26 protein-coding genes are annotated in these 22196 nt (G+C 67.4%); 13 read left to right on the top strand and 13 right to left on the bottom strand.

Going from position 1 to position 22196, the window contains the following annotated elements; all coding sequences use genetic code 11:
• Positions 1-47: 47 nt before the first annotated feature.
• Positions 48-1070 carry a lytic murein transglycosylase gene (locus VI056_08630; GenBank protein ID HEY6203097.1) on the bottom strand — a complete coding sequence of 341 codons (1023 nt, stop codon included), beginning with the start codon at positions 1068-1070 and terminating at the stop codon, positions 48-50.
• A gap of 329 nt (positions 1071-1399) precedes the next feature.
• Here VI056_08630 and VI056_08625 point away from each other — a divergent pair, with 329 nt between their 5' ends.
• A complete protein-coding gene (locus VI056_08625; protein HEY6203096.1) occupies positions 1400-3016 on the top strand; it encodes a peptide ABC transporter substrate-binding protein in 1617 nt (538 codons plus the stop codon).
• Here the strand turns inward: VI056_08625 and VI056_08620 are convergent.
• Genes VI056_08620 through VI056_08610 form a run of 3 tightly spaced genes read right to left on the bottom strand, consistent with a single transcriptional unit; the run spans position 3013 to position 4980 of the window.
• Entirely contained in the window at positions 3013-4245 is a 1233-nt protein-coding gene (locus VI056_08620; GenBank protein HEY6203095.1) for a cyanophycin synthetase, read from the bottom strand. The genes VI056_08625 and VI056_08620 overlap by 4 nt on opposite strands.
• A 52-nt stretch (positions 4246-4297) precedes the next feature.
• Positions 4298-4591 (bottom strand): hypothetical protein, encoded by a 294-nt coding sequence (locus VI056_08615; protein ID HEY6203094.1) that lies wholly within the window; start codon positions 4589-4591, stop codon positions 4298-4300.
• Positions 4588-4980: a hypothetical protein gene (locus tag VI056_08610; protein ID HEY6203093.1), complete on the bottom strand. Its 393-nt coding sequence runs from the start codon at positions 4978-4980 to the stop codon at positions 4588-4590. Before VI056_08610 ends, VI056_08615 begins: the two co-directional genes overlap by 4 nt.
• Positions 4981-5043: 63 nt before the next feature.
• On the opposite strand from VI056_08610, the gene VI056_08605 reads away from it, so the two are divergent.
• Complete coding sequence (locus VI056_08605) at positions 5044-5871, top strand: inositol monophosphatase family protein (GenBank protein ID HEY6203092.1); 828 nt, start codon at positions 5044-5046, stop codon at positions 5869-5871.
• Positions 5872-5917: 46 nt separating this feature from the next.
• Here VI056_08605 and VI056_08600 read toward each other — a convergent pair whose 3' ends face one another.
• The 3 genes from VI056_08600 to VI056_08590 are packed head-to-tail and all read right to left on the bottom strand — an operon-like array spanning position 5918 to position 10402.
• Positions 5918-6913 carry an FAD binding domain-containing protein gene (locus tag VI056_08600; GenBank protein ID HEY6203091.1) on the bottom strand — a complete coding sequence of 332 codons (996 nt, stop codon included), beginning with the start codon at positions 6911-6913 and terminating at the stop codon, positions 5918-5920.
• Positions 6914-6928: 15 nt separating this feature from the next.
• Positions 6929-9406 (bottom strand): xanthine dehydrogenase family protein molybdopterin-binding subunit, encoded by a 2478-nt coding sequence (locus VI056_08595; protein HEY6203090.1) that lies wholly within the window; start codon positions 9404-9406, stop codon positions 6929-6931.
• 12 nt (positions 9407-9418) lie between these two features.
• Positions 9419-10402 carry a (2Fe-2S)-binding protein gene (locus tag VI056_08590; protein HEY6203089.1) on the bottom strand — a complete coding sequence of 328 codons (984 nt, stop codon included), beginning with the start codon at positions 10400-10402 and terminating at the stop codon, positions 9419-9421.
• A 297-nt stretch (positions 10403-10699) separates the two neighbouring features.
• Here VI056_08590 and VI056_08585 point away from each other — a divergent pair, with 297 nt between their 5' ends.
• Entirely contained in the window at positions 10700-11818 is a 1119-nt protein-coding gene (locus VI056_08585; GenBank protein ID HEY6203088.1) for an XdhC family protein, read from the top strand.
• Between the two features lie 41 nt (positions 11819-11859).
• On the top strand, positions 11860-12345 hold the full coding sequence (locus VI056_08580) for a GNAT family N-acetyltransferase (protein HEY6203087.1): 486 nt from the start codon (positions 11860-11862) through the stop codon (positions 12343-12345).
• 27 nt (positions 12346-12372) lie between these two features.
• Here VI056_08580 and VI056_08575 read toward each other — a convergent pair whose 3' ends face one another.
• Genes VI056_08575 through VI056_08565 form a run of 3 tightly spaced genes read right to left on the bottom strand, consistent with a single transcriptional unit; the run spans position 12373 to position 14319 of the window.
• Positions 12373-12528: a hypothetical protein gene (locus VI056_08575; protein ID HEY6203086.1), complete on the bottom strand. Its 156-nt coding sequence runs from the start codon at positions 12526-12528 to the stop codon at positions 12373-12375.
• 52 nt (positions 12529-12580) lie between these two features.
• On the bottom strand, positions 12581-13564 hold the full coding sequence (locus VI056_08570) for an amidohydrolase family protein (protein ID HEY6203085.1): 984 nt from the start codon (positions 13562-13564) through the stop codon (positions 12581-12583).
• A 26-nt stretch (positions 13565-13590) separates the two neighbouring features.
• Positions 13591-14319 (bottom strand): hypothetical protein, encoded by a 729-nt coding sequence (locus VI056_08565; protein ID HEY6203084.1) that lies wholly within the window; start codon positions 14317-14319, stop codon positions 13591-13593.
• 56 nt (positions 14320-14375) lie between these two features.
• Between VI056_08565 and VI056_08560 the strand changes: the two genes are divergently transcribed.
• From VI056_08560 to VI056_08530, 7 genes are all read left to right on the top strand, one after another.
• Complete coding sequence (locus VI056_08560; GenBank protein HEY6203083.1) at positions 14376-14837, top strand: RNA polymerase sigma factor; 462 nt, start codon at positions 14376-14378, stop codon at positions 14835-14837.
• Positions 14834-15451 (top strand): methylated-DNA--[protein]-cysteine S-methyltransferase, encoded by a 618-nt coding sequence (locus VI056_08555; protein ID HEY6203082.1) that lies wholly within the window; start codon positions 14834-14836, stop codon positions 15449-15451. The genes VI056_08560 and VI056_08555 overlap by 4 nt, the downstream gene beginning before the upstream one ends.
• Positions 15452-15551: 100 nt before the next feature.
• Entirely contained in the window at positions 15552-15914 is a 363-nt protein-coding gene (locus tag VI056_08550; protein ID HEY6203081.1) for a YciI family protein, read from the top strand.
• Between the two features lie 2 nt (positions 15915-15916).
• Positions 15917-16264, top strand: a complete 348-nt coding sequence (locus VI056_08545) for a YciI family protein (protein ID HEY6203080.1) — start codon at positions 15917-15919, stop codon at positions 16262-16264.
• A gap of 20 nt (positions 16265-16284) precedes the next feature.
• Positions 16285-17475 (top strand): RNA polymerase sigma factor, encoded by a 1191-nt coding sequence (locus VI056_08540; protein HEY6203079.1) that lies wholly within the window; start codon positions 16285-16287, stop codon positions 17473-17475.
• Between the two features lie 12 nt (positions 17476-17487).
• The gene (locus VI056_08535) at positions 17488-17784 is read left to right on the top strand and encodes a MoaD/ThiS family protein (GenBank protein HEY6203078.1); all 297 of its coding nucleotides are present in this window, start codon (positions 17488-17490) and stop codon (positions 17782-17784) included.
• Positions 17785-17800: 16 nt separating this feature from the next.
• Entirely contained in the window at positions 17801-18868 is a 1068-nt protein-coding gene (locus tag VI056_08530; GenBank protein ID HEY6203077.1) for a hypothetical protein, read from the top strand.
• Positions 18869-18873: 5 nt separating this feature from the next.
• Here the strand turns inward: VI056_08530 and VI056_08525 are convergent, their stop codons facing one another.
• Positions 18874-19347 (bottom strand): hypothetical protein, encoded by a 474-nt coding sequence (locus tag VI056_08525; protein ID HEY6203076.1) that lies wholly within the window; start codon positions 19345-19347, stop codon positions 18874-18876.
• A 19-nt stretch (positions 19348-19366) separates the two neighbouring features.
• Between VI056_08525 and VI056_08520 the strand changes: the two genes are divergently transcribed.
• Both VI056_08520 and VI056_08515 read left to right on the top strand, forming a co-directional pair.
• A complete protein-coding gene (locus tag VI056_08520) occupies positions 19367-20212 on the top strand; it encodes an ABC transporter ATP-binding protein (protein HEY6203075.1) in 846 nt (281 codons plus the stop codon).
• Complete coding sequence (locus tag VI056_08515; GenBank protein HEY6203074.1) at positions 20213-21301, top strand: ABC transporter permease; 1089 nt, start codon at positions 20213-20215, stop codon at positions 21299-21301.
• On the opposite strand, the gene VI056_08510 is transcribed toward VI056_08515, so the two are convergent.
• A complete protein-coding gene (locus VI056_08510) occupies positions 21298-21687 on the bottom strand; it encodes a nitroreductase/quinone reductase family protein (GenBank protein HEY6203073.1) in 390 nt (129 codons plus the stop codon). The genes VI056_08515 and VI056_08510 overlap by 4 nt on opposite strands.
• A 68-nt stretch (positions 21688-21755) precedes the next feature.
• Positions 21756-22196: GNAT family N-acetyltransferase (locus VI056_08505; GenBank protein ID HEY6203072.1), on the bottom strand; the 441-nt coding region annotated here is incomplete at its 5' end.

The raw sequence follows: 22196 nt of genomic DNA, 5'->3' as shown, positions 1-22196 counted from the left end.
GCACCACCAACGTTCAGCAGCTGGCCGCTCGCGCCATCGCTGCTAGGTCAGTCCTTGGACCAGCCCACCGGAAGCAGATATGTGCCGTACGCGGTCTGGTAGTACACCTGCCATCCGTAATACCCGCGGAAGGCGTTCGGGTCGCCCTTCATGACCGCGGCGTACTTCATGACGGCATCGACGTACTCCGGATCGTGGTTGTAGTGCCAGATCGCACGCTCTATGTCCGCGGGGGCGCCGGACGCGCGTAGGTAGCGGGCGGCGGCGAGGATCGCGTCGCGGGGATCGTTGACGTCGCCGTCGCCGTAGGCATCCCAGGTCTTCGGCATGAACTGCATCGGTCCCTGCGCGCCGGCGTATGAGTCGCCGCGGATCCGCCCCATGCGCGTCTCGACCAGGTTGATCGCGGCGAGGTAGCTCCACGACACCCCGAACTCAGCTTCGGCCTCGCGGTAATACCGAAGGAGGTCGTTCATCGGCGCCGCAGACACGATCCGCCATTCGGGCAGCTCCGTGACACGGACCGGACCGAAGAGCCAGAGGTCGGCGCCCGCCGCGAGGTTGAAGTCAGCGGAGCCGCGCAGGTCCGCGGGGATGGCGGCGAAGACCGCGTCGCGCAGATCCGGACGCTCGATGAGACGCCGGTAGACAAGCTGTTGGAGATGTCCCATGTATGCGAGCTCTCCGCCGGTCACGGCGGGATCGCGCACCGCCCGTTCTGCCGTCACGAGCTGCTGCAGCAATGCCGCGGCCTCGTCGGCGACCACCGGGGTGGCCACCGACCGCTGTGGCTCGCGTGCCTGGAGAATGACGCGATCGCGAGACGGCGGGACGCTTTCCACCTCGGTCTCGAAAGCGCTCACGCGCGTGGGCGCCACCTCAGCGGTGGCAGGCGCTGCGATGGCAGGCTCGGCGATGGCAGGCGCTGCGATGTCAGGGGTCGTCGCGATGGAGGACGTGGTGGCGGTGGCGGGCGCGTGGGTCGACACAGTTGCGGGCACCGCGTCGGCCGAATAGGCAACGACAAGCGTGCACGCAAGAAAGTACGCGGTGACCAACCCCTTCCTCATCGAACTCGCATGGTGGACCCTTCGCGGGCGCGAGGAAACCCGCGATCGGACGTCTTATGAAGATGACACCCCACTGATCCGGCCCAGGAATGGGCACGCAGTCTGTTACATGCGGTGCAACGGTCGGCCCGACAGCTAGGTCTCTTTGACCTTGTTCGCTTGCTCGACAAGCCATGTGGCGTGTTCGAGCTCCCGCTCTGGATCTATCGGGGGCGCGAACGCGCAGCGACTACGATCGGTTTCGGATGCGAGACCGGGCCTGCGTTTCACGCCTCGCTGCCTTCATCGCCATCGGGCTCGTCGCGAGCAGCTGCGTGGCACGATCGTCAGTGCCGACCACCTCAGCGACGACCGCGGCCCCGCCGCGTCACGGCGGGACCATCGTCTTCGCGGCGCAGGAGCCCGAGACCCTGCATCCCTTTCGGTCCACAGGCAGCCAGACCAATGCTCTCGTCTATCGGCTCGCGGTCGAGGGGCTCACCGCGGTCGCGCCGACCGGCAACCCGCGCGCCGTCCTGGCGGCAGACGTGCCAACGAACACGAATGGCGGCGTGCGTGTGGAGGCGGACGGCACGATGAGCGTGCGATGGACGCTGCGACCGGAGCTGCGCTGGTCCGATGGCACGCCGCTCACGAGCGCGGACGTGCGGTTCACCTGGCGCTCCGTGATGACCGACCCGCGCGCCGCGACTCGGGAAGGCTACGACCTGATCACCGACATCGAGACGCCCGATGAGAGGACCGCGGTGGTCCGCTACCGCGCGATCGACGCGGCTTACGCCAACCGCTTCGATGCCCTGCTGCCGCGCCACGTCCTGGAGGGCGCGACCGAGGCCGCGGTCGCCGCCTACTCGCGCGCGCCGCTGGGCACCGGGCCATTCCGCATCACCGAATTCGTGTCGGGCGATCACGTCACCGCCGAGCGCAACGAACGCTATCGCGTCGCCGGCCGGCCTTATCTCGACCGGGTCATCTTCCGATTCGTCGCATCGGTCGAGGCGGCAAAGCAGCAGCTCCGCGCAGGTGAGGTCGACGCCGCGGGCAGCTTGAGTGAAGCGGACGCCGTCGAGCTCGAGGCGGACCCGGCCATCAGCATCACCAGCGTGCCCTCACCCGCAGTCGAAACCCTCTCGTTCAACCTCATGCGTCCCGGTTCCGCGACCGATGCCCACCCGGTGCTGGGCGACGTTTCGGTGCGGCGCGCGCTCGCGTACGCAACGCCGAAAGCGCTGGTCGTCGACAAGCTCCTCTACGGGCGCACACGCCCCGGCACGAGCGAGATCCCGATCGGCTGGGCCGCGCCCGGCAGCCTCGTGCAGCAGAGCTTCGATCCGGACCGCGGGTCGAGGCTGCTCGACGAGGCGGGATGGCGCCGCGCCGACGACGGCGTACGAGTGAAAGGTGGCACGCGCCTCTCTCTGCGGGTCGTGAGCACGACGGGCAACAAGCTCCGCGAGCAGATCGAGCAGGTCCTCGTCGATGCCTGGCGCGCCATCGGCGTCGAGCTTCGTATCGCCAACGTTCCGTCAGCGGTCCTCACCGGATCCTGGCAGTCGAATGGCGTGCGCAAACGCGGCGACTTCGATCTTCTGCTCGCGCAGGCAGGACTCGGTGTCACCAGCCCCGATCCGCAGAGCTACTTGTCGCAGCGGCATCGCTGCGACGCGATCCCGCGCCTGGAGAACAGTGGCGCGGGCGCGAACTACGAGCGCTTCTGCGATGCGCGGGTCGATCGCCTGCTCGACGAGGCGGGCCGGACTCTCGACCGCGAGTTGCGGCGCGACCTGTACGGCGAGGTCCTCGGCATCCTCAACGACCGCGCCGTGGCGATCTGGCTGTATGACCGTGGCCGCTACGACGCGTTCCGAACGCGAATCGTCGGGTACGCCGCGAACGGCTGGGACGTCGCGACGTGGAGCGCGTGGGAGTGGTACGCGGCGAATTAGTCCCAGAGCCGCTCGAGCGCGGGCAGTCCAAGGAGCGTCCGCGCCTGCCCGACCAGCGCCAGAGATCCGGTGATGCAGAGGGTTTCGCCGGACGAGGCATCCGCGCGTGCCGCGCGAAGTGCGGATGCGAGGTCGTCGAACGTGCGGACGGTCGTGCGGCGGAAGAGTCGCGCGGTCGCGGCGGGGTCGGCGGCGCGCGGACTGTCGGGACGCGTGACGTACACGGCTGACGCGATCGGCTCGAGCGCTTTCGCGACCGCGCGCGCGTCCTTGTCCCGCATCAGCGCGATGATCAGGCGCACCCGCCCGCGCACCTCGGCATGGAGCGTGCGCGCCAGCGCCTTCGCCGACCCGTCGTTGTGCGCGCCGTCGAGCACGACGGTCGGCCGGCCCCGTACGACCTCGAAGCGACCCGGCCAGCGGAGCTGTCGCAGGCCGCGCGGGAGCGCCCGCTCGTGGAAAGGCACGCCGTGCTCGGCGAGCGCGCGCGATGCTGCGATGGCCAGGGCGGCATTCTGCCGCTGGTGCGCGCCGTGCAACGCAAGACCTGCGCGTCGCGCGGCGGCGGGCGAAAGCGGAGTGACCTCCGTGTAGACCGCGGCGATCGTCTGCGCCGCCCTTCGGATCGCGCGCGCCGCATCGGCCTCCTGCCCGGCGACGAGCGCGATCCGGCCCGGCCGCAGGATCCCGGCCTTCTCCGAGGCGATCTTGCCGAGGGTCGTGCCGAGCTCGCGAGTGTGGTCGTGGCTGATCGAGGTGATGATCGAGACATGCGGATCGGTCGCGTTGGTCGCGTCAAAGCGGCCACCGAGGCCGACTTCGACGACGGCGACCGCGCAGCCGGTCAACGCGAAGTGCGCGAGTGCGAGCGCCGTGGTGAGCTCGAAGGTCGTCGGCTCGCCGGCGATCGGTACGCGACGGCGCAGCGCCGTGTAGTGCGGAAGGATCTCGGCGATCCGCGCGTCCAGGTCCGCCGCTGAGATCATCTCGCCGTCGACGCGGATGCGTTCGCGGTACGTCTGCAGGTGCGGCTTCGTGTACAGGCCGGCGCGGACGCCGGATGCCGCGAGCACGCTCGCGAGCAGCGCTGCGGTCGAGCCCTTGCCTTTTGTGCCGGCGACGAGCACGACGACAAGTCGCCGGTCCGGCGCGCCCAGGAGGTCGAGCAGCACACGCGTTCGCCGCAGATTCCATTCGAGCGACGGGTTCGAGCGCGGGTTCCAGCCCACGCCGCGAGCGGTGTCCGAAAAGCTGAGAAGCCAGTGGATCCCGGTCAGCGAGCTATGTGTCTTCGTCGCGTTCCCCGAACAGCAGTTCGCGCCGTGACTTCGGGGCCGCCCTCCTCTCCTGCTCGGCAAGCCACTTCGCACGCTTCGGGGACGACGCCGCCGGATCGGCCGCATCGGCCTCGCTCGTCTCCGCCGGTCGTGCGGCCGCGGCCCTCTCCGCATCGACTTGTTTCACGATGTCCGTGAGCTCGTCGAGGATGATCTGCAGCTCACTCTGGTGCAGCTCCTTGAAGACGCGGACCTGCTGTTCCACGCGACGCAGGCGGGCGGCGAGCTCCTCGCTCACAGGATGTCGCCGCCGCGGTGGGTCATGATCTTCGGTTCTCCGGGACGCACCTTCTCCGCGTACAGGGTCTCGCCGCGCTCGATCTCGCGTAGGAGCGCGTCGGCCTTGGCCGGCGCCTCGGCGCGGGTCGTCACGATGATGCGGGCGCCGGTCTGGAGGGCCTCTGCTGCCTCCTGAAGCTCGGGCGGCACGACGAGGACCTCGAATCCCTCGGGCAGCGCCTCGAGCGGGAAGAGGCGCACCCGGATCCGGAGCCCGGCCCGTTCCATCACACGCTCGAAGCGATGGAAGATCGCGAGCCACGGCGTCGGCAGCTCGGCCTGCGTGTACGCGCACACGATCGCACGGACCAGCCGTCGCTCCTGGCCGTCGAAGGTTTGACCACTCACCGATTCATCGCAGGGGGAGAACCCCCTGCAACCCCCCCTTGCCGAAGATAGGGTGGGACACACATGGACGACGAGCAGGCCCTCGACATCGCCACCAGGGCCGCCTTCAAGGGCGGTAGGGCCGCGCTGGCGCGCCTCGGCACGCCCGGATATCTCCGATGGAAGGGCCAACGCGACGTCGTCGTGGAAGCGTCGCTGGACGTCCAGGAGCAGATCGTGGCGGTCCTCCAAAAGGAATGCCCCGGCGATGCCGTTCTCACCGAGGAGGGGCCCGAAGACGAGCCGCTGAGCGTCGACGCCGGCCGACTGTGGATCGTCGATCCCATCTGCGGAAGTCTGAATTTCGCGCAGAGCATACCGTTCTTCGCGGTCTCGGTCGCTCTTCGCGTGAACGGTCTTCTGCGCGTCGGCGTCGTGTACGACCCCGTGCGCGATGAGATGTTCAGCGCTCGTCTCGGCGAGCCGGCGCACCTGAACGGCCGCCCGATCACGGTCCTCTCGGTCGCGCTCGGTCCGGAGTTCTGGGAGCAGGCCTGGGTGGCATGCGACATCCCGCACAGCGGCCCGCGTCGGAAAGAGGCGCTGCAGGCGTTCCCGATGATCTCAGAAGAGGTCCTGCACCACGTTGTGCTCGGATCTCCCGCCCTCGGGCTCTGCTATGTCGCCGCAGGGCGCGTGCACGCGTATTGGACGCTCGACGCGCAGCCCTGGGACATCGCGGGCGCAGGCGTGATCCTGAGCCAGGCCGGCGGTCTGATGACCGACGCCGATGGCGGCTCGTGGTTGCACTCGGACGGAAGTTACGTCGCGGCCAACGCGGTGTCGCACAAGTGGGCGCTGCAGACCATCAAGTGGCTGCGGGATCAGAACCGCGAGCGCGCGAAGGCCTGAGAAGGTGCTCGGGGCGGCGACCACGTGGTCGCCGCCCCGTGAACTGCTAGCCCAGCGCCTCGAGGATCGTCCGCTCGATGAGACCCTGCGCGAGGTCCACCTTGTAGGAGTTCAGGCTCATCGGGCGCGCGACGGTCCGGATCTGTGCGGCGGCCTGTTTCGCCGTCGCCTTGATGTCCTTGCCCTTGAGGAAGTCCTCAACGACCTTGGCGCGGTACGGGACGGGCGAAACGCCACCGAGGGTGATGCGTCCGTCCTGCCAGTTGCCACCCGAGACCGTGAAGACCGCGGCGACCGAGATGAGCGCGAAGTCGTAGACCTGACGGTCCTTGAGCTTCGTCCATCCGAACTTCGTGCCGCCGGCCGGGTTCGGGATGGTGACGTGGGTCATGAACTCGTTCGGCTTGAGAACGTTCTCGCGGAGCACGTCCACACGCGGTCCGGTGAAGTACTCGTCGAACGAAACGGTCCGCTCGCCGCCTGTGCCCGCGATCTTCGCCGATGCGCCCAGCGCGAGGAGCGCGGTCGCGGTGTCCGAAGGGTGAACGATGTAGCAGAGCTCGCCGCCGATGATCGCGTGGTAGCGGTTGTCACCGGTCACGGCGTAGCAGAAGTCGCCACCCTTCTTGTAGCAGTTGAAGTCCTCACCACGGAAGAACCAGCAGCGAGGACGCTGGTTGATGTTGCCGCCAAGCGTCCCGAAGTTGCGGATGAGCGGCGACGCCACGCTGAGCGCCGCATTTGTCAGCACGGGCAGCTTGGCTGCGAGGTCCTTGTTCTCGATGACGTCGGTCAAGGTCGTGGCGGCGCCGATCGTGGTCCCTCCGCCGTCCGTCTTGATGCCGACGATGTCCTTGATGGTCGTGATGTCGATCAGGACCTCCGGAAGGGGCATGCCCTTCCCCTGGACCCAGTCCTTCATCACGCCGCCAACGATGTCACTGCCACCGCCGACGACCTTGACCGTGCGACCTGAATTCTTCCCAAGCAGATCGACGGCCTCTTTGACCGTCGTCGCGTCGTAAAGCTCAAACCCTCTCATGCTCTTCCTCCCTACTCAGTTCGACGCCTTGAGGGCGGCGAGCAGTTTGTCGCGTGTGAGCGGCATCTCCGTCACCCACACTCCGACCGCGTTGTAGACAGCGTTGACGATCGTCGGTGCCGGCGGACCCATGGGCGGCTCGCCCAATCCGTGGCCACCGAACGTGCCGTATGCCTTCGGCTTCTCGACGATGATCACCTCGGCGAGCGGCGCGTCCTTGATCGACAGCGGACGGTAGTCGAGCAGGTTCGGGTTGAGCGGTAGCCCGGTGGCCTTGTCGATGAGGAGCTCCTCCGTCAACACGGCACCGGTGGCCATCACGACGCCGCCTTCGACCTGCTGCCTGATCGAGAATGGGTTGAACGCCTTGCCCACGTCGTGGGCCGCCACGTAGCGTGTGATCTTCACGGTACCCGTGAGGGTGTCGACCTCGACCTCGGCGGCGTGTGCGGCGACGGCGACCTGCTCCCAGTTGGTGGGCTGCAGGTAGTCAGACTTGCCGATGATCGCTGTGGCCTTGAATTGCACGATGGCGTCGAGCTTCAGGGTGCGCTTCGGATCGCTCTTGAGGAACACGACCCCGTCGCTGTTCATATCGACATCCGCGGCGGTGACCTTCACGTCCGACTTGGCCGTCACGTTGTCCGCCGTGAACTTATCGGCACCGTACTTGAGGATCTGGTTGCGAGCGTCGATGCCAGCTTCGTACATGCCGCGACCGCCGGTGTTGGTCATGCGGCTGCCGTTGGTCCCACCGCTGTCGGTCGTGTTGTCAGTGTCGACGTAAGGCGTGATGGTGACCATGCTGAGCGGAACGCCGAGCGCTTCCGCCGCGACCATCAACATGTTCGTGCGCTGGCCGGAGCCGATGTCAGTGACACCGGAGACCGCCTGCACGCTTCCGTCGCTGTTGATGATGATCTGACCGGTCGAGGGGTTGCTGCCCGCGCCGTGGCTGCAGAGGTGTACCGCCATGCCGACGCCGTGGTAGACGCCCGGCCGTACCTGCTTCGCCTTCGGCGCGTGCCAGATGTTCTTCCAGTTGATCGCGGTCTGGACGCCGGTGATGCAGTCGCGGACACCGAGGTTGCTGAACGGACGCTTCGTGTCCGGATTGCCGACCTCGTTGATGTTCTTGAGCCGGAACTCGATCGGGTCCATGTTGATCGCGTACGCGGCCTTGTCCATCGTGGTCTCGAGCGCGAACGTCCCGTTCGGGTGGCTCACGCAGCGGTACGGGCCCGACTTGTAGCTGTTGGTCATCACGTCAACGGCCTCGAGGCGCAGGTTCGGGATCTTGTAGAGGTTCTGCATGTTCACCCATGCGCCGTTCGCCGCGCCGGCGCGCTGTGCGCCGACGTTCGCGATGACCTTGAAGATGCCGAACGAGATCGTCCCATCACGATTGACGCCGAGCTTCATCTCGTTGCGGAACTCGGGACGGTGCGTGCGGGTGACGAAGTCCTCGTAGCGCGTGTAGTTGTTCTTGATCGGACGTCCGGTGACCTTCGACAGGATGGCGGCGTGGGCTTCCGAGAGGTCGATGCCGCTGCGGTAGCCGTAGCCGGATCCCAGGTAGCCGGTCTGGAACACGCGGACCTTGTTCTGCGGGATCTTCAGGGCCTGCGAGAGGCCTGACCGCGTCCCGTGTCCGTGCTGGTTGGTATACGTCATGTTGAGCTTGTCGCCGTCCCAGTAGGACAACGAGTTCGTGAGCTCAAGCGCGACGTGCTGCTCGGTCGACTTCCTCGCCACGACGTCGACGACCACGTCGGCCTTCGCCGTGGTCGGGTCGCCGCGCACGAGCGGTGCCGTCACCGCGATCGTGGTCCCGTCGAGGTTGCTCTGGAACTGCTTTGGCGTCGAGGACTTCATCGCCTCGATCATGTCCAAAGCGGCCGGAAGCACTTCGTACTCGACCTTGATCGCGCGGATGGCCTCGTCGCCGATGTGCTCGCTGTCGGCCGCGATCACCGCGATCGGGGCGCCGACCTCGAAGACTTCCTCACTGAAGAGGAAGCGCGTCGGGAGAGCGGAGCCGAGGAACACGTCCTTGTATTCCTCTGGCAGGTTCCCGCGGTGAAGGATCTTGCGAACGCCCGGGATCTTCTCCGCGGCCGACGTGTCGATCGACTTGATCTTCGCGTGCGGGTAGCGGCTGCGCAACGTCCGCATGAAGAGCATGCCGGACATGCGCAGGTTCTCGGTGTACGTGCCCTGGTTGGTGACGATGCCGTAGCCCTGGATGCGGGCGATGTCGGTGCCGATGACCTTGAACGGCCGGAAGACCGGGATCTCGGTCGGCGCCGAAGTCTGGCCCCCACCGGGAAGCTTGTTCGCGTATTTGGCGATGACGCCCGCGACCATTTCCGACTGCTCGGAGACCATCTCCTGCCAGGCGGGGTCCTGGGCGAGCGCGTACCAGTCCTGGTCGCTCAAGCTGGCGGCGTAGGCCGCGTCTTGGACGACACGTACTGCTTCGATCTGTGCCATCTCTAACCCCTCCTACCTGGCCGCGTGGCCGAGGTCGACAAGGATCGCGCGCACCTTGTTCTCGTCGAGCTTGGCCGGGTCCCACTTGACGGTGACGCTGCGCTCGTTGCCGCTCACGGCAAGGATGCCGTCGCGCTTCTTGAGCGCCTGCTCGAACGGGTCGTAGTCCTCGATCGTGCCCATCGGCTTCTCGAACTGGAATTCCTTGGAGACACCGGCGGCGCCCGGTGCCGCATCGGCGGTGCCAGCGACGCCAACAACGACCGGCGCCGCGAGGTGCGCGACCTTGTCGCCGCGCATCTCCGCCGCGGCGGTGTTCACGGCGGTGAAGATCTTTGCGTACTCACCGCACCGGCAGATGTTGCCGGCGAGGCCTTCTGCGATCTGCGCCGTCGTCGGCTTCGGGTTCGCCCCGAGCAGCTGGACGGTCGACATGATGAATCCGCGCGTGCAGATGCCGCACTGGAATCCACCGTCGAGCCAGAACGCGCGCTGGATCGGGTGCAGACCATTCACGCCGGGTCCGGTCGGAAGACCGGCGACCGTCGCGATCTTCTGGCCGCGACCAAGTCGCGCGCTCAGAACGGTGCAACCGTTGACTGCTTTTCCGTCGACGAGCACGGCACACGCGCCGCACTGCGCTCGATCGCAGCCGAGGTTCGAGTTCGAGAGACCGAGCTGGAAGTTCATCGTCTCCCAAAGGCTCTCGCGGTTATCGACAAGGAGGTCGTACTTCACGTTGTCGATGTTGAGTGAGACTCGGCGCATCGTCGCGGGGATCGGACCACCCGCTGTTGTCGTCGTCGTGGTGGTGGTCGTCTCTGGGTTGAGCGCCTTGTTCGCGACGACCGCACCACCGAGTACAACTCCGGCTGCGGCCGCACCGGCACCCGCGCCGATGAGGAAGTTGCGTCGCGTGACCGACAGTGCTGGCTTGTCTTGCCCTGTGTCTGGCTCTGCTACTGGATCAGTCGTAGACCCTCCCGTGTCCGCCATAGGACGTTCACCCTCCTGCACCAATCAATGGACGGCGGCAAGAGAGTAGCAGCGGACCGAACGGACGCAAAGGTTTTCGGAGGCCCTCCTGTTGGCCGGTCGCTCGTTCGACGACTCGTAACGTACGAGACGCTAGACCTCGGTCCCGGGAGATTTCCGACAAGCGACTTTGCGCAAAAAGCCTGCGATGGACGGGCCGAATTCGGGACGGCGCGGGCGTTTGCGCAAAGTCGGCGCGCGACGGGGAGTCGCGCGCGCAGCCATCGGAGGTGTGGCGCGCGACCCTAAGATGAACTCGTGAGGACGATCTACGCGCGGATGGCCGAGCTCGAGCGCGAGGGACGACGCTTCGCCGTCTGCACCGTCGTGCGCACCGTCGGCAGTACGCCACAAGTGGTCGGCGCGAAGCTGCTCGTGGACGATCTCGGTCGCCTCACCGGCACGCTGGGCGGCGGATGCGTCGAGGGCGACGCGTTCGAAGAGGCGAAGCGCGTTCTCGACACTGGTGATGTGTCGCTGCGCGAGTACGAGCTCACCGAGGATCTCGCGTGGGACACCGGCCTCGTGTGCGGCGGAACGATGTGGATCTCGATCGAGCCCGGCGAGCGCGCGCTGCTTCTCGGCGGACGCGATCTGCTCGGCGACGTGCTCGCGGCGTCATCCGGCGGAAAGCCGGTCGCGCTCGCGACACTGCTGCGACGTGAAGGCAAGGACTTCAGGCCGAGCGGCAAGCTCTTCGTCGAGACCGACGGGGCGACGGGCGGATCGCTCGGCGATGGAACGCTCGATGCGCGTGCGGCCAAGGCCGCGCTCGACGCGTTGCGACAGGCAACGCCGCGGACGATCGCCCTCGACGAATCGCATGAGCTGCTCATCGAGCCCATCGTCACGAAGGCGCGCCTGGTGATCGCCGGCGGCGGACACGTCGGCCTCGCCATCGCGAAGATGGCCGCGCAGCTCGAGTACGACGTGACCGTGATCGACGACCGCCCTGAATTCTCCTCGCGCGAGCGGTTCGGACAGGGCATCGATGTCGTGCGGATGGACATGGCCGAAGCGCTGCGAACGATGCCGATCGGCTGGAACAGCTTCGTCGTGATCGCCACGCGCGGTCATAAGCTCGACGCGCATTGCCTGCGCGAGGCGGTGAAGACCGAGGCCCGCTACGTCGGACTGCTCGGGTCGAAGCGCAAGACGATCCTCATCGCGAAGATGCTCCGCGACGAGGGCCTCTCCGAGGAGCGCATCCGCGCGGTGCACGCGCCGATCGGTCTCGACCTCGGTGGGCGCACGCCGGCGGAGATCGCGCTCGCGGTCCTGGCGGAGCTCAGCATGGAGCGGCACGGCGGATCCGGCCGGCCGCTGCGGCTCGCCGACGATATCTACGAACGAGCGGTGTCCAAGCGAAGCTCCTGACGGCGGACATCGTCCGCAGCGAGCGACTCGATCTCGTCGTCATGCCGCTTGCTCTCCTTGACGCCTTCGTGGGCGGCAACCCGTCGCGCGCACGCGAGCTCGTTGACTACACAGTTCCCGGCGAGTTCCCAGGCACGGCCCTCGAGGTGCTCGAGCTCCGGCGTGTCCAGCTCGCGGCGGATCCGGCGCGGTTGCCGTGGTCGGTGCGCGCGATCGTGCGCCGCGAGGATCGCGTGATGATCGGCTTCGTGAACTTCCACGGACCGCCTGGCGTCAACGACGTCGAAGCCGCGGATGCCGCTGAGCTCGGATGGACGGTGTTCCCCGAGCATCGGCGGCACGGCTACGCGACCGAGACGGCGCGGCGGCTCATGGACTGGGCGCGCGATGAGCACGGCGTCAGGCGGTTCATCTCATCGACGACGCCCGAGAACGTGCCGTCGCTGCGCGTTCACGAGAAGCTCGGCTTCCGCCGGACCGGTCAGGTCGTGGACGGCGAGATCATCTTCGAGCTCGCGCCGGAGTAGCCGGCTGCAGGCGCGACTCGCTAGGCGCTACTCGGCGATCTCGTTCACGTCCTGTGGATGCGGCGCGGTGCCTTCCGGCTTGTCGCTCGGTGCCGCCCGCGAACCTCGGCGAGCAGCGGTGATCCCGTCCTCGCTCTCTTCATCACGTTCATCCTCAAGCCGCTCCGCCTTGTGCTCGTCCACATGCCACATCCTTTTCATCGCAGGGGGAATCCCCTGCAACCCCCCTGCCACCTCAGACATTGTTGAGGATCGCGCGCGCGGTGCCGCTGAAGATCCGGTCTCTCTCGGCGCTCGGAACGTCGAGCGACTCGATGCTCGACACCGCGCGGTCGATCGATCCGAGCAGGTGAGGGTAGTCGCTGCCCATCACCATGTGATCGGCGCCGACAAGCTCTCGCGTCAGACGAAGTGACGGCCCGCTGAACGACACCGTGTCGTAATACAGGCGCTTCAGATACACGCTCGGCAGATCGTCGATGTTCACGCGGCATTCCGCGAAGTCGCGCCACCCGTTGTCCATGCGCTCCATGAGATACGGCACCGCGCCACCGAGGTGGCCGAGGATCCACCTGATGTTGGGTAGCGTGCGGAACACCCCCGCGTAGCACAGCCGCGCTACGGCGAGGGTCGTGTCGAACGGGAATCCGACGATCGGCCCGAGCACGTACTCAGAGAAAGGCTCGGCACTCGCGGGGATCATCGGGTGGATGAAGACGCACACGCGTCGGCGGTCGCATTCGACGAAAAAGGGCCGGTAGCGCGGATCGGAGAGCGAGCGGCCGTTGATGTTCGAAAGGACGATGACGCCGTTCATGCGCAGGTCGTCGAGTGCGCGCTCGAGCTCACGGAGCGCCGCGTCGGGATCGTCCATTGGGATCGACGCGAAGCCCTTGAAACGTTTGGGGTACCGCGCGGCCAGGTCGGCGTACGCGTCGTTCACGAGGCGCGCGACCTCGGCCTGCCGCTCAGCCGCAGCGAAATACACGTTGGGTGTCGAGAGCGAGAGGACTTCGACGTCGATGCCGACGCGGTCCATGTCCTCGATGCGTCTGGCAGGATCGGTCATCGGCGGCGTGATCCCGAAGAACCGCGAGCCGCGGTAACGGATGATCGTTCGACCGGTCGGATCGGTCCCGAAGGAGAATGCGCCACCGACCTCTTCGATGAGACGGAAGAACGCTGCGGGGTAATAGTGGGTGTGGAGGTCCCAGCGCACGGGCGAAGGTTAGCCGCGCGTGTTCGCTAGGGCTTCCCGATGATCGTGGCCTTCGCGGGGAGCGTGAATTCGGAGTCCGGAACGGTGGCCGAGTGGTTCGTCGCCTCCATCGACCAGGTCCCGCCCTGCACGGCGAAGCGCTGCAGCAGCGGGATGCCCTGCGTGCTGTAGCAGAAGCGGCCATCGGTGAGACCGGCCGTCGTTGCCGAAGCCTTCACGTCGTAGCAGTGCGCCTGCTGTCCCGCGATCTGTCGCGTTTCCACGAGCACGCCGCTGAACTGGTCGGGGTGCTGGATGAAGGCCTCCTGGTACGCGGCAGCGGGATTCTGCTGCATGGCGGTGTCGAGACCCGACATCCCGATGCACTGCGCGGTCTGCACGGTGCCACCGAAGCACATGTACGTGCCGTCCGCCAACGCGAAGAGCGAGATGGTCGCCGCGGCTCCGGAGACGCTGCTGGTGAAGTCGAAGCGCGCCTTCGGTGGCTTGAAGTACCACGACTGCTCGCCCGAGAAGCCCTCGGCGCCGCCGGTCGCGGTCAGCTTGTACGTCACCTTGTATTCGCTCGCCTTGGCCGCACCAAGGATCTGACTGAAGGAGGGGCTGCTCCCTGACGGCGCGCTGCTCGCGCTCGAAGGCACGGCGGCAGTGGTCGCGGTGGCGCCGGTGGTGGTGGCCGACGGGCTCGCGGAGCCGCCGCACGATGCGGCGATCACGAATGCGAACACGAGCGCCGCGGAGCTTCCCCTCTTCACCACGCGACATAGGGCATCTCACAGCCTGGAGCGTGTCAACGTTCTATACAGAACGAATGACACATCCGACGACATTCGGCGAGCTACTCGAGCAGCACGAACGCGAGATCTTCGCGTACGCCCTGCGGCTCACCGGCGATCGCGATGAAGCGGATGACGTCTATCAGGACACGTTCCTCGCGGCTTTTCGTGCCTGGCCACCGCCGCGGCGCGGCACCGAGCGCGCATGGCTCTACAAGATCGCGACGAATAAGGCGATCGATCGAGGCCGGCGCGCGAAACGATTCGTGCGTCTCGGCGACCTGCCGCTCGCGGCGCCGGAACGCGATGGCGTATCGCTCGCGGATCTTGCGACCGCGGTGAAGACGTTGCCGACGGGTCAGCGCGCTGCCTTCGTGCTGCGCAAGGTGCAGGGACTGTCGTACGCGGAGGTGTCGCACGCGCTCGAGTGCAGCGAGGAAGCGGCCAGGTCGCGCGTGGCGGAGGCGATGAAGAAGGTGAAGGAGGCGATGCGATGAGCGAGCTTGGTCCGGTCGTCGCGGACGCCCGCGAACGTCTGATGGCGCGCGCACGGCGCGAAGGGCTCGAAACGGTGGGCTATCGCGTCGTCGACTCGCCGCTGGGGCCGCTCTGGATCGCGGTCGGGCCGCGCGGCCTGCTCAACATCCATTACGGCGCCGAGCCATCGCCCCTCGAGCTGCGGCGCATCGTCCGCGCCTATGGCCCGGGCGTCCTTCCGGACGCGCGGCGGGTCGACGACGTCGCCCGCGAGCTCGATCAGTACTTCAACAGGAAGCGCCGTGACTTCGATGTCGCGGTCGACCTTTCGCCACTGACGCCGTTCCAGCGCAAGGTCCTGTCCGTGACCGCGCGCGTCCCGTATGGCGAGCTCATCACCTACGCGAAGGTGGCGCACAACACCGGCAACGACAAGGCTTACCGCGCCGCGGCCGGTGCCATCGGCGACAACCCGATCCCGATCGTCGTGCCCTGCCACCGTGTCGTCGCCAGCGACGGGACGCTCGGCGGTTACGCCGGCGGCCTCGAAGCCAAGCGGCGCCTGCTGAAGCTGGAGCGCGGCGCCGACGTGCCGCCGGGAGGCTGGCCGCCCGCCCATCTGTCGCGCAGTTAGCAGCGACCTGGACCGGGGGCGTCGCTAGCCTGTACTCCCCTGTCGACTCAGGGCCGACCCGTTCGTCGTACCGGTACAACGGCCAAGGGAGGCAAGAGCGATGTCCAAGTACGCATTCCTGTTCATGGACGACGGCGTGGATTACCAGAACGACCCCACGCCGGAGCAGCAGAAGGTCTACGCCGACATCTTCAAGTGGTTCGAGGTCAATGGACCGAAGATCGTCGACGGCGGCGCCGAGCTGCAGCCCACGCGCACGGCGACCACGATCCGCAAGAGCAGCACCGGCAAAGTCACGGTGATCGACGGACCGTTCATCGAATCAAAGGAGTCCGTCGGCGGGTTCTCGATCTTCGAGTTGCCCGACCTTGAGGCGGCGATCGCCGTCGCGAAGACCTGGCCCGGTTACGGGATCGAGATCCGCGACGTCGTCGAGCAGCGCGAACGAGTGGCGGAGGTCTAGAGATGCCGAAGTACGTGCTCATGTTCGTCGGGAACGACGACTGGTACGACACGCATTCAAAGGAAGAGCTCGACAGGGCCTACGGGCCGATCATGAAGTGGTGGGACGACCTGTCGAAGACCGGCGTCATCAAGGGCGGCGAGGAGCTCGGCATGCAGCGCAACGCGACGTCGGTCAAGCGCGTGAGCGGCACGATGAAGGTCATCGACGGGCCGTTCATCGAGTCAAAGGAAACGGTCGGTGGATTCGCGCTCATCGAGGTCGACGATCTCGACAAGGCCATCGCGATCGCGAAGAGCTGGCCGGGCGGCGACGTCGAGGTGCGCCCGATCGTGGTCCACGGAGCCTGATCACGATCACGAGCGACGCGGTGGCCGCCGTCTTCCACGAGGAGGCGGGCCGGCTCACCGCGGCGCTCGTGAAGCGGCTCGGCGACTTCGACCTCGCGGAAGAGTGCGTTCAGGACGCACTGGTCGCCGCGCTCGAGCACTGGCCGCGCTCAGGCATCCCGGACAACCCCGGCGCGTGGCTCATGACGACCGCGCACCGCAAGGGGATCGACCGGCTGCGACGTGAGACGCGCTACCGCGAAAAGGTCGCCCAGCTGGAGGAGACGCCGATGCCGCCGACGAGCTCCATGCCTGACGAGCGTCTCGAGCTCATCTTCACGTGCTGCCACCCCGCGCTCGCGCGCGAAGCGCAGCTCGCACTGACACTGCGGTCCGTCGCGGGTCTCACGACGGCCGAGATCGCGCGCGCGTTCCTGCAGTCCGAGTCGACGGTCGCGCAGCGTTTGGTGCGCGCGAAGCGAAAGATCGTCGACGCGAAGATCCCATTCCGCGTACCCGAGGGTCACGAGCTGCCCGATCGCGTCGGCGAGGTGCTCGCCGTCCTGTATCTGATGTTCAACGAGGGCTACCTCGCGACCGGGTCGCGGGGCGCAAGCGATCGCGATCTCGCGGCCGAGGCCGAGTGGCTCACCTCGCTCCTCGCGCGCCTCATGCCCGATGAGCCGGAGGTCCTCGGTCTGCTCGCGCTCATGCGCTTCAACCTTGCCCGTGCCGACGCGCGCTTCGACCGGGGCGGCGAGATGGTGCTGCTGCGCGACCAGGACCGCTCGAAATGGGACCGCACGCTGATCGATGAGACGTTCCTCCTGGTCGGCCGCTATCTGCGCATGCGGGGTCCGGGCCCGTACCAGCTGCAGGCGCTCATCGCCGGCGCGCATGCCGACGCGAAGAGTTGGGAGACGACGCGGTGGCCCGACATCCTCCGGTCGTACGACGCGCTTCTGGCGCTGGGCGACACGCCGGTCGTGCGGCTCAACCGCGCGATCGCGCTGTGGCACGTAGAGGGGCCCGACGTCGCGCTGGCCGAGGTCGACGCGCTGTCTCGGGAACTCGCCGGCTACCACCTGTTCCACGCGACGCGCGCGGAGCTACTGCGCGCGCTCGGCCGGACGGTAGACGCACGCGCGGCCGATGAACGTGCGCTCGAGCTCACCGAGAACCCCGCCGAGCGCGCGCTGCTGCAGAAGCGCCTCGCCCGACGTTCTCGCTAGCCTGTGTCTATCTTGGTCACTCCCGTTCGTCGTGCTCATGTGCGGATACTTCTTCACGGCGCCTACCGCGGCTTCGCCGGCGGGGCGCGCGACGTGACGCTCGAGGCATCGACCCTTCGCGAGGCCCTCGAGGCCCTGGTGAAGGCGCACCCGTCGCTCGCGGAGCGGATGCGCGACGAGCACGGCCGGCTGCGCGCGCACCTGGGCCTGTTCGTGAACCAAGAGGACGCGCGCTTCCTGGGTGGTGAGGACGCTACGCTCGCGGACGGGGACATCGTGCATGTTCTTCCGGCGCTTTCGGGCGGATAGATCAGGAGGGGACGAGATGGCGAAGCACGTGGTCCTGCTGGTCGGCACCAAGAAGGGTCTCTACACGCTGCGGAGCGACGCGGACCGCAAGAGGTGGACGCAGGACGGTCCGTACAGCGCGCCGGCGCCGATCCATCACGCGACGTATGACCCACGCGACGGTTCGATGTACGCCGCGATCAACATGACCTGGGGCGGCTCGCGCATCGACTACAGCCGCGACATGGGAAAGACCTGGCAGAAGTCGAAGAACCCCGCGTTCCCCGAGGGCTCCGACCGCACCTTCTCTCAGACTTGGCACATCGAGCCCGGCCATGTGAAGACGCCGAACGTGGTGTGGGCCGGCACCGAGCCGGCGGCGCTCTGGAAGAGCGAGGACCGCGGCGAGACCTGGCAACTCAACAAGGCGCTCGACGATCAGCCCTCGCGTGCGAAGTGGGTCCCCGGTTTTGGCGGCATGGGTCTGCATTCGATCGCGATCGACGCGGACGACCCCAAGAAGATGCAGGTAGGCATCAGCGTCGGTGGCGTCTATACGTCGACCGACGGCGGGAATTCCTGGGTGCAGGACAACGCGCAGACCGGCGGCAAAGAGGACCGCCCTGACGTCTTCTACTGCATCCACAAGCTGCTCGCTCACCCCAAAGTGAGCGGTGTCCGTTTCATGCGCGTGCACGTCGACGTGTTCTGGCGCGAGCCGGGCGAGACCGTCTGGCGCAATCGCACCGAGGGCCTGCCGACGAACTTCGGCTTCGCCGCCGCGATGCACCCGCGCGACCGCGCGACCGCTTACGCGATCCCCCTCCACGACACCGAGCGGACCGCCGTCGACCCTGGGATCGCCGTCTACTCGACGAACGATCGCGGCGCGACCTGGAAGCGGAACGACAAGGGCCTGCCGCCCGGGGCACGGCTCGAGTCGGTGCGCGAGGGGATGGACACCGATCTTCTCGACCCCCTCGGCGTGTACTTCGGCACGGCGAATGGCGACGTGTGGGCCAGCCGCGACGAAGGCAAGAGCTGGGAGCGCGCCGCGCAGTACCTGCCCTATGTGACGTCGGTGCACGCGGCGACGATCGAGTAAGTCGTCTAGCTGTCGCCGCGTAGCGTTACGAGGACCAGCAGGAACGCAAGCATCGGCCGCGCGAGGAGCGCGAGCAGCGCCGACTCCCACGCGGGGACGGTGCCGAGGACGATGGCCGCTGTGATCAGCATGACCACGACGACGTCGACGAGGACGACCGCGAAAGGCAGTCCGATGTTCGGTGATGTCTCATGCCGGCGGCGAACGAGGATGACCACGTGCGCGACGAACACGACCATCGCCACGGCCGCGACCAACCGCACCGCGGCCTCGACGGCGCCGAGAATGGGAACGAGCGGGATGAGCGCGAGCGCGATCAGGACATTCGCGAAACCGAACTCAACGATCTGACGCAGCCGGTACAGGTCGTAGGCCGCCCACGAGCCGGAGCGGCGGAACGCGACGACCAGGCCGGCCAGGCTCGCGAGGCTCATGCTCACGGCCGCGATGGCGAACAGAAAACCGGCCTCGGCGATCAACGCCGCTAGGCTGGCGCAAATGGCGGCGGCCGTCGAGGTCCAGGACCTGCAGAAGCACTACGGCGCGGTACGTGCCGTCGACGGCATCACCTTCAGCGTTGCCGAAGGCGAGGTCTTCGGCCTGCTCGGACACAACGGCGCAGGCAAGACGACGACGATCCGCATGCTGACCGGACGCGCGCGACCGACCGCCGGCCGCGCGCTCGTGGCGGGCCTCGACGCCGTCACCGATCGGGACCGCGTCAAGCCGCTCATCAACGCGGTCTTCGAGGATCCCAACCTCTACGACCGCTTCGCCGGGATCGAGAACCTCCGCTTCTTCGCGACCCTGTATGGGGTCAAGGCGTCGCGCGCGGACGAGCTTCTCGATCTGGTCGGGCTGCGCGACGCCGCGAAGCGCAAGGCGAAGACGTATTCCAGCGGCATGAAGCAGCGGCTGATGATCGCCCGCTCGCTCATCAATTCGCCGCGCGTGCTGTTCATGGACGAGCCGACGCGCGGGCTGGACCCAACGTCGGCCCGCGAGGTGCGCGCGCTCGTGTCGCAGCTCGCACGCGAAGGGACGACGATCTTCCTGACGACGCACTACATGGAGGAGGCCGACGAGCTCTGCACGCGCGTCGCGTTCCTCAGCCAGGGTCGCATCGTCGCTCTCGATACACCGCGCGAGCTCAAGCTGCGCTACGGCCAGCGCACCGCGAAGGTGCTACTGCGCGACCGCACCGAGCACGACCTGCGACTCGACGATCCGCAGGACGCGGCCAAGCTCGCGGAATGGATGCGCGCCGATCAGGTACTCACCATCCATTCACAGGAAGGGACGCTCGAGGATGTCTTCGTGGCGCTCGCGGGACGGCCGCTCTAGATGCGCATACCGATCATCGCCGCGATCTTCCGCAAAGATGTCGTCGACGCCGTGCGCGATTCGCGCGTCCTCGTGTCGCTGCTCACGCCGATCATCCTCGCCATCCTCTACAACTCGATCTTCCCGGAGGAGCGTCTCGTCGAGGCGAAGGTCGCGTTCGCCGGCCCCGAGAACTCCGCGTTGGTGCGCACGCTCGAGGATCGCGCCGGGCAAACGGTCAGCCTCAAGCTGCGCCACGTCGACAGCGACGGCGAGGCCCGCCATCTCGTCGTGGCGCAGGACGTGGACGTCGCGTTCGTGCTCCCGCCCGACGTCGATGACGCTATCCGCCAGGGTCGCCGACCGACGATCACGCTGATCCAGCCGACCGTGGGTGGTGGCTCCACGGCGAACTTCGTTTCGGCCGCGCTCGAGACCGGGATCCGCGCGCTGTCAGGTCAACCGCCGATCGCGACCGTCGCGGTCGAGCGCGTTCAAGCCGGCTCGGCGGAGGCGGGCGTGCTGGGCGAGCTCGGGGCGCGCCGCTACTTCGTGCTCGCCACCGTCGTGATGATGCTCGGCATGATCGCCGTGCTCGCGGTGCCGATCATCCTCACGGAGGAGGCAGAGAAGAAGACGCTCGACGCGCTCCTCCTGGTCGCGAGCTACCGCGAGGTGATCATGGGTAAAGCGCTCGTCGGCCTTGCGTACAGCGCGGTGTCGGTGACGATCATGCTCAGTCTCACGCGTCTGCAGCCTGTCGACATACCGACCTTCGTGATCGGGACCGCACTGCTCGCGGTGGCGCTCATCGGGCTGGGACTGCTCCTCGGTGGCATCTTCAAGACCGCCAGCCAGGTGTACACGTGGTCGAGCGTTCTGCTGCTACCGATCATCGGACCGGCGTTCGTCGCGGGCTTGCCCGTGCCGGACGCGCTCGACCTCGCGCTCCGCGCATTCCCGACGTTCCAGGGGATGCGGGTGATGACCAACGGTCTCGCCGGCAAGCCGCTCTTCGGGGATATCTGGATCTCGTACGCGGTGCTGCTCGCGTGGGTCGCGATCGCGTACGGCGCACTCGCGTGGCGTCTCTCGCGAAGGGAGTCCTAAGCCGGCTCCAGCATCACGACCGCGATACGGCGCGCGGTCCGCCTCTCGTACTCGATGAACGCGTCGTCGCGGCCCTTCACTTCAGACCACAGCCGGTCACCTTCGGCGCTCTGTGCCTCGCGAGCGCGCACGCGCAGACGCTTGCCGTCGACGAGGATCTCGGCCTCGCCCGCGTCGCGCAGGTCCAACCACCACGGCGGATCGCGGTCCTCACCGGCGTGAGACGCGAACACGACGAAGCGGTCGCCGTCGCGCATGTAATTGAGCAGGACGTCCCGAGCGGCACCGCTCGCCCGCGCACGCTGAGGAGCAGCGCCGGCAGTGGCCCGACGCGTGACATGAGCCGGCCGCCGCTCGCGCGGAAGACGGACTTGTGCGCGCGCCAGAAGAGTTCCGTGAGCGGCGTGCGTTTGACGGCCGGCACGGCGCGAGCCTAGCGCCGAAGCGCGCCGCGCTAATCCTCGAGCTTCAGCATCGGGATGTCCTGATGCGGCGCGCCTTCCCAGGCGTAGAACTCGAGACCGCAGACCTCGCGGAAGCCCAGCTTCGCGCAGATCGGCGCTGAGGTCGACCGCACCGCCTGGACGACCGCGGCGCTCCGCCCATCGGCGCGCGCATCGGCGAGCCGCTTTGCGACGAGCGCGCTGTAGATGCCGCGGCCGCGATGCTCGGGCACCGTCGCGGCACCGCCCAGCAGGACGATCGGCGAATCCGGCAGGTACACGAGGTAGCTCCAGGCGACGGGATCGGTGCCGCCGTCGAGGAACGCGAGGTAGCCGCGGTTCTGGACCTTGCTGCCCGTCATCGCGAGCAGGACATTGAAAAAGCGCGCGACCTCCTCGGGCATGCCGTACGCGCGGGCCATCATGCCGCTCGCCGCCTGCGCCTCGTGGAG

This window comes from Candidatus Limnocylindria bacterium (assembly GCA_036523395.1).
Taxonomy (GTDB): Bacteria; Chloroflexota; Limnocylindria; order P2-11E; family P2-11E; genus CF-39.
The sequence above is the reverse complement of the archived record's forward strand: the minus strand, read 5'-3'. Positions and strand labels throughout refer to the sequence as shown.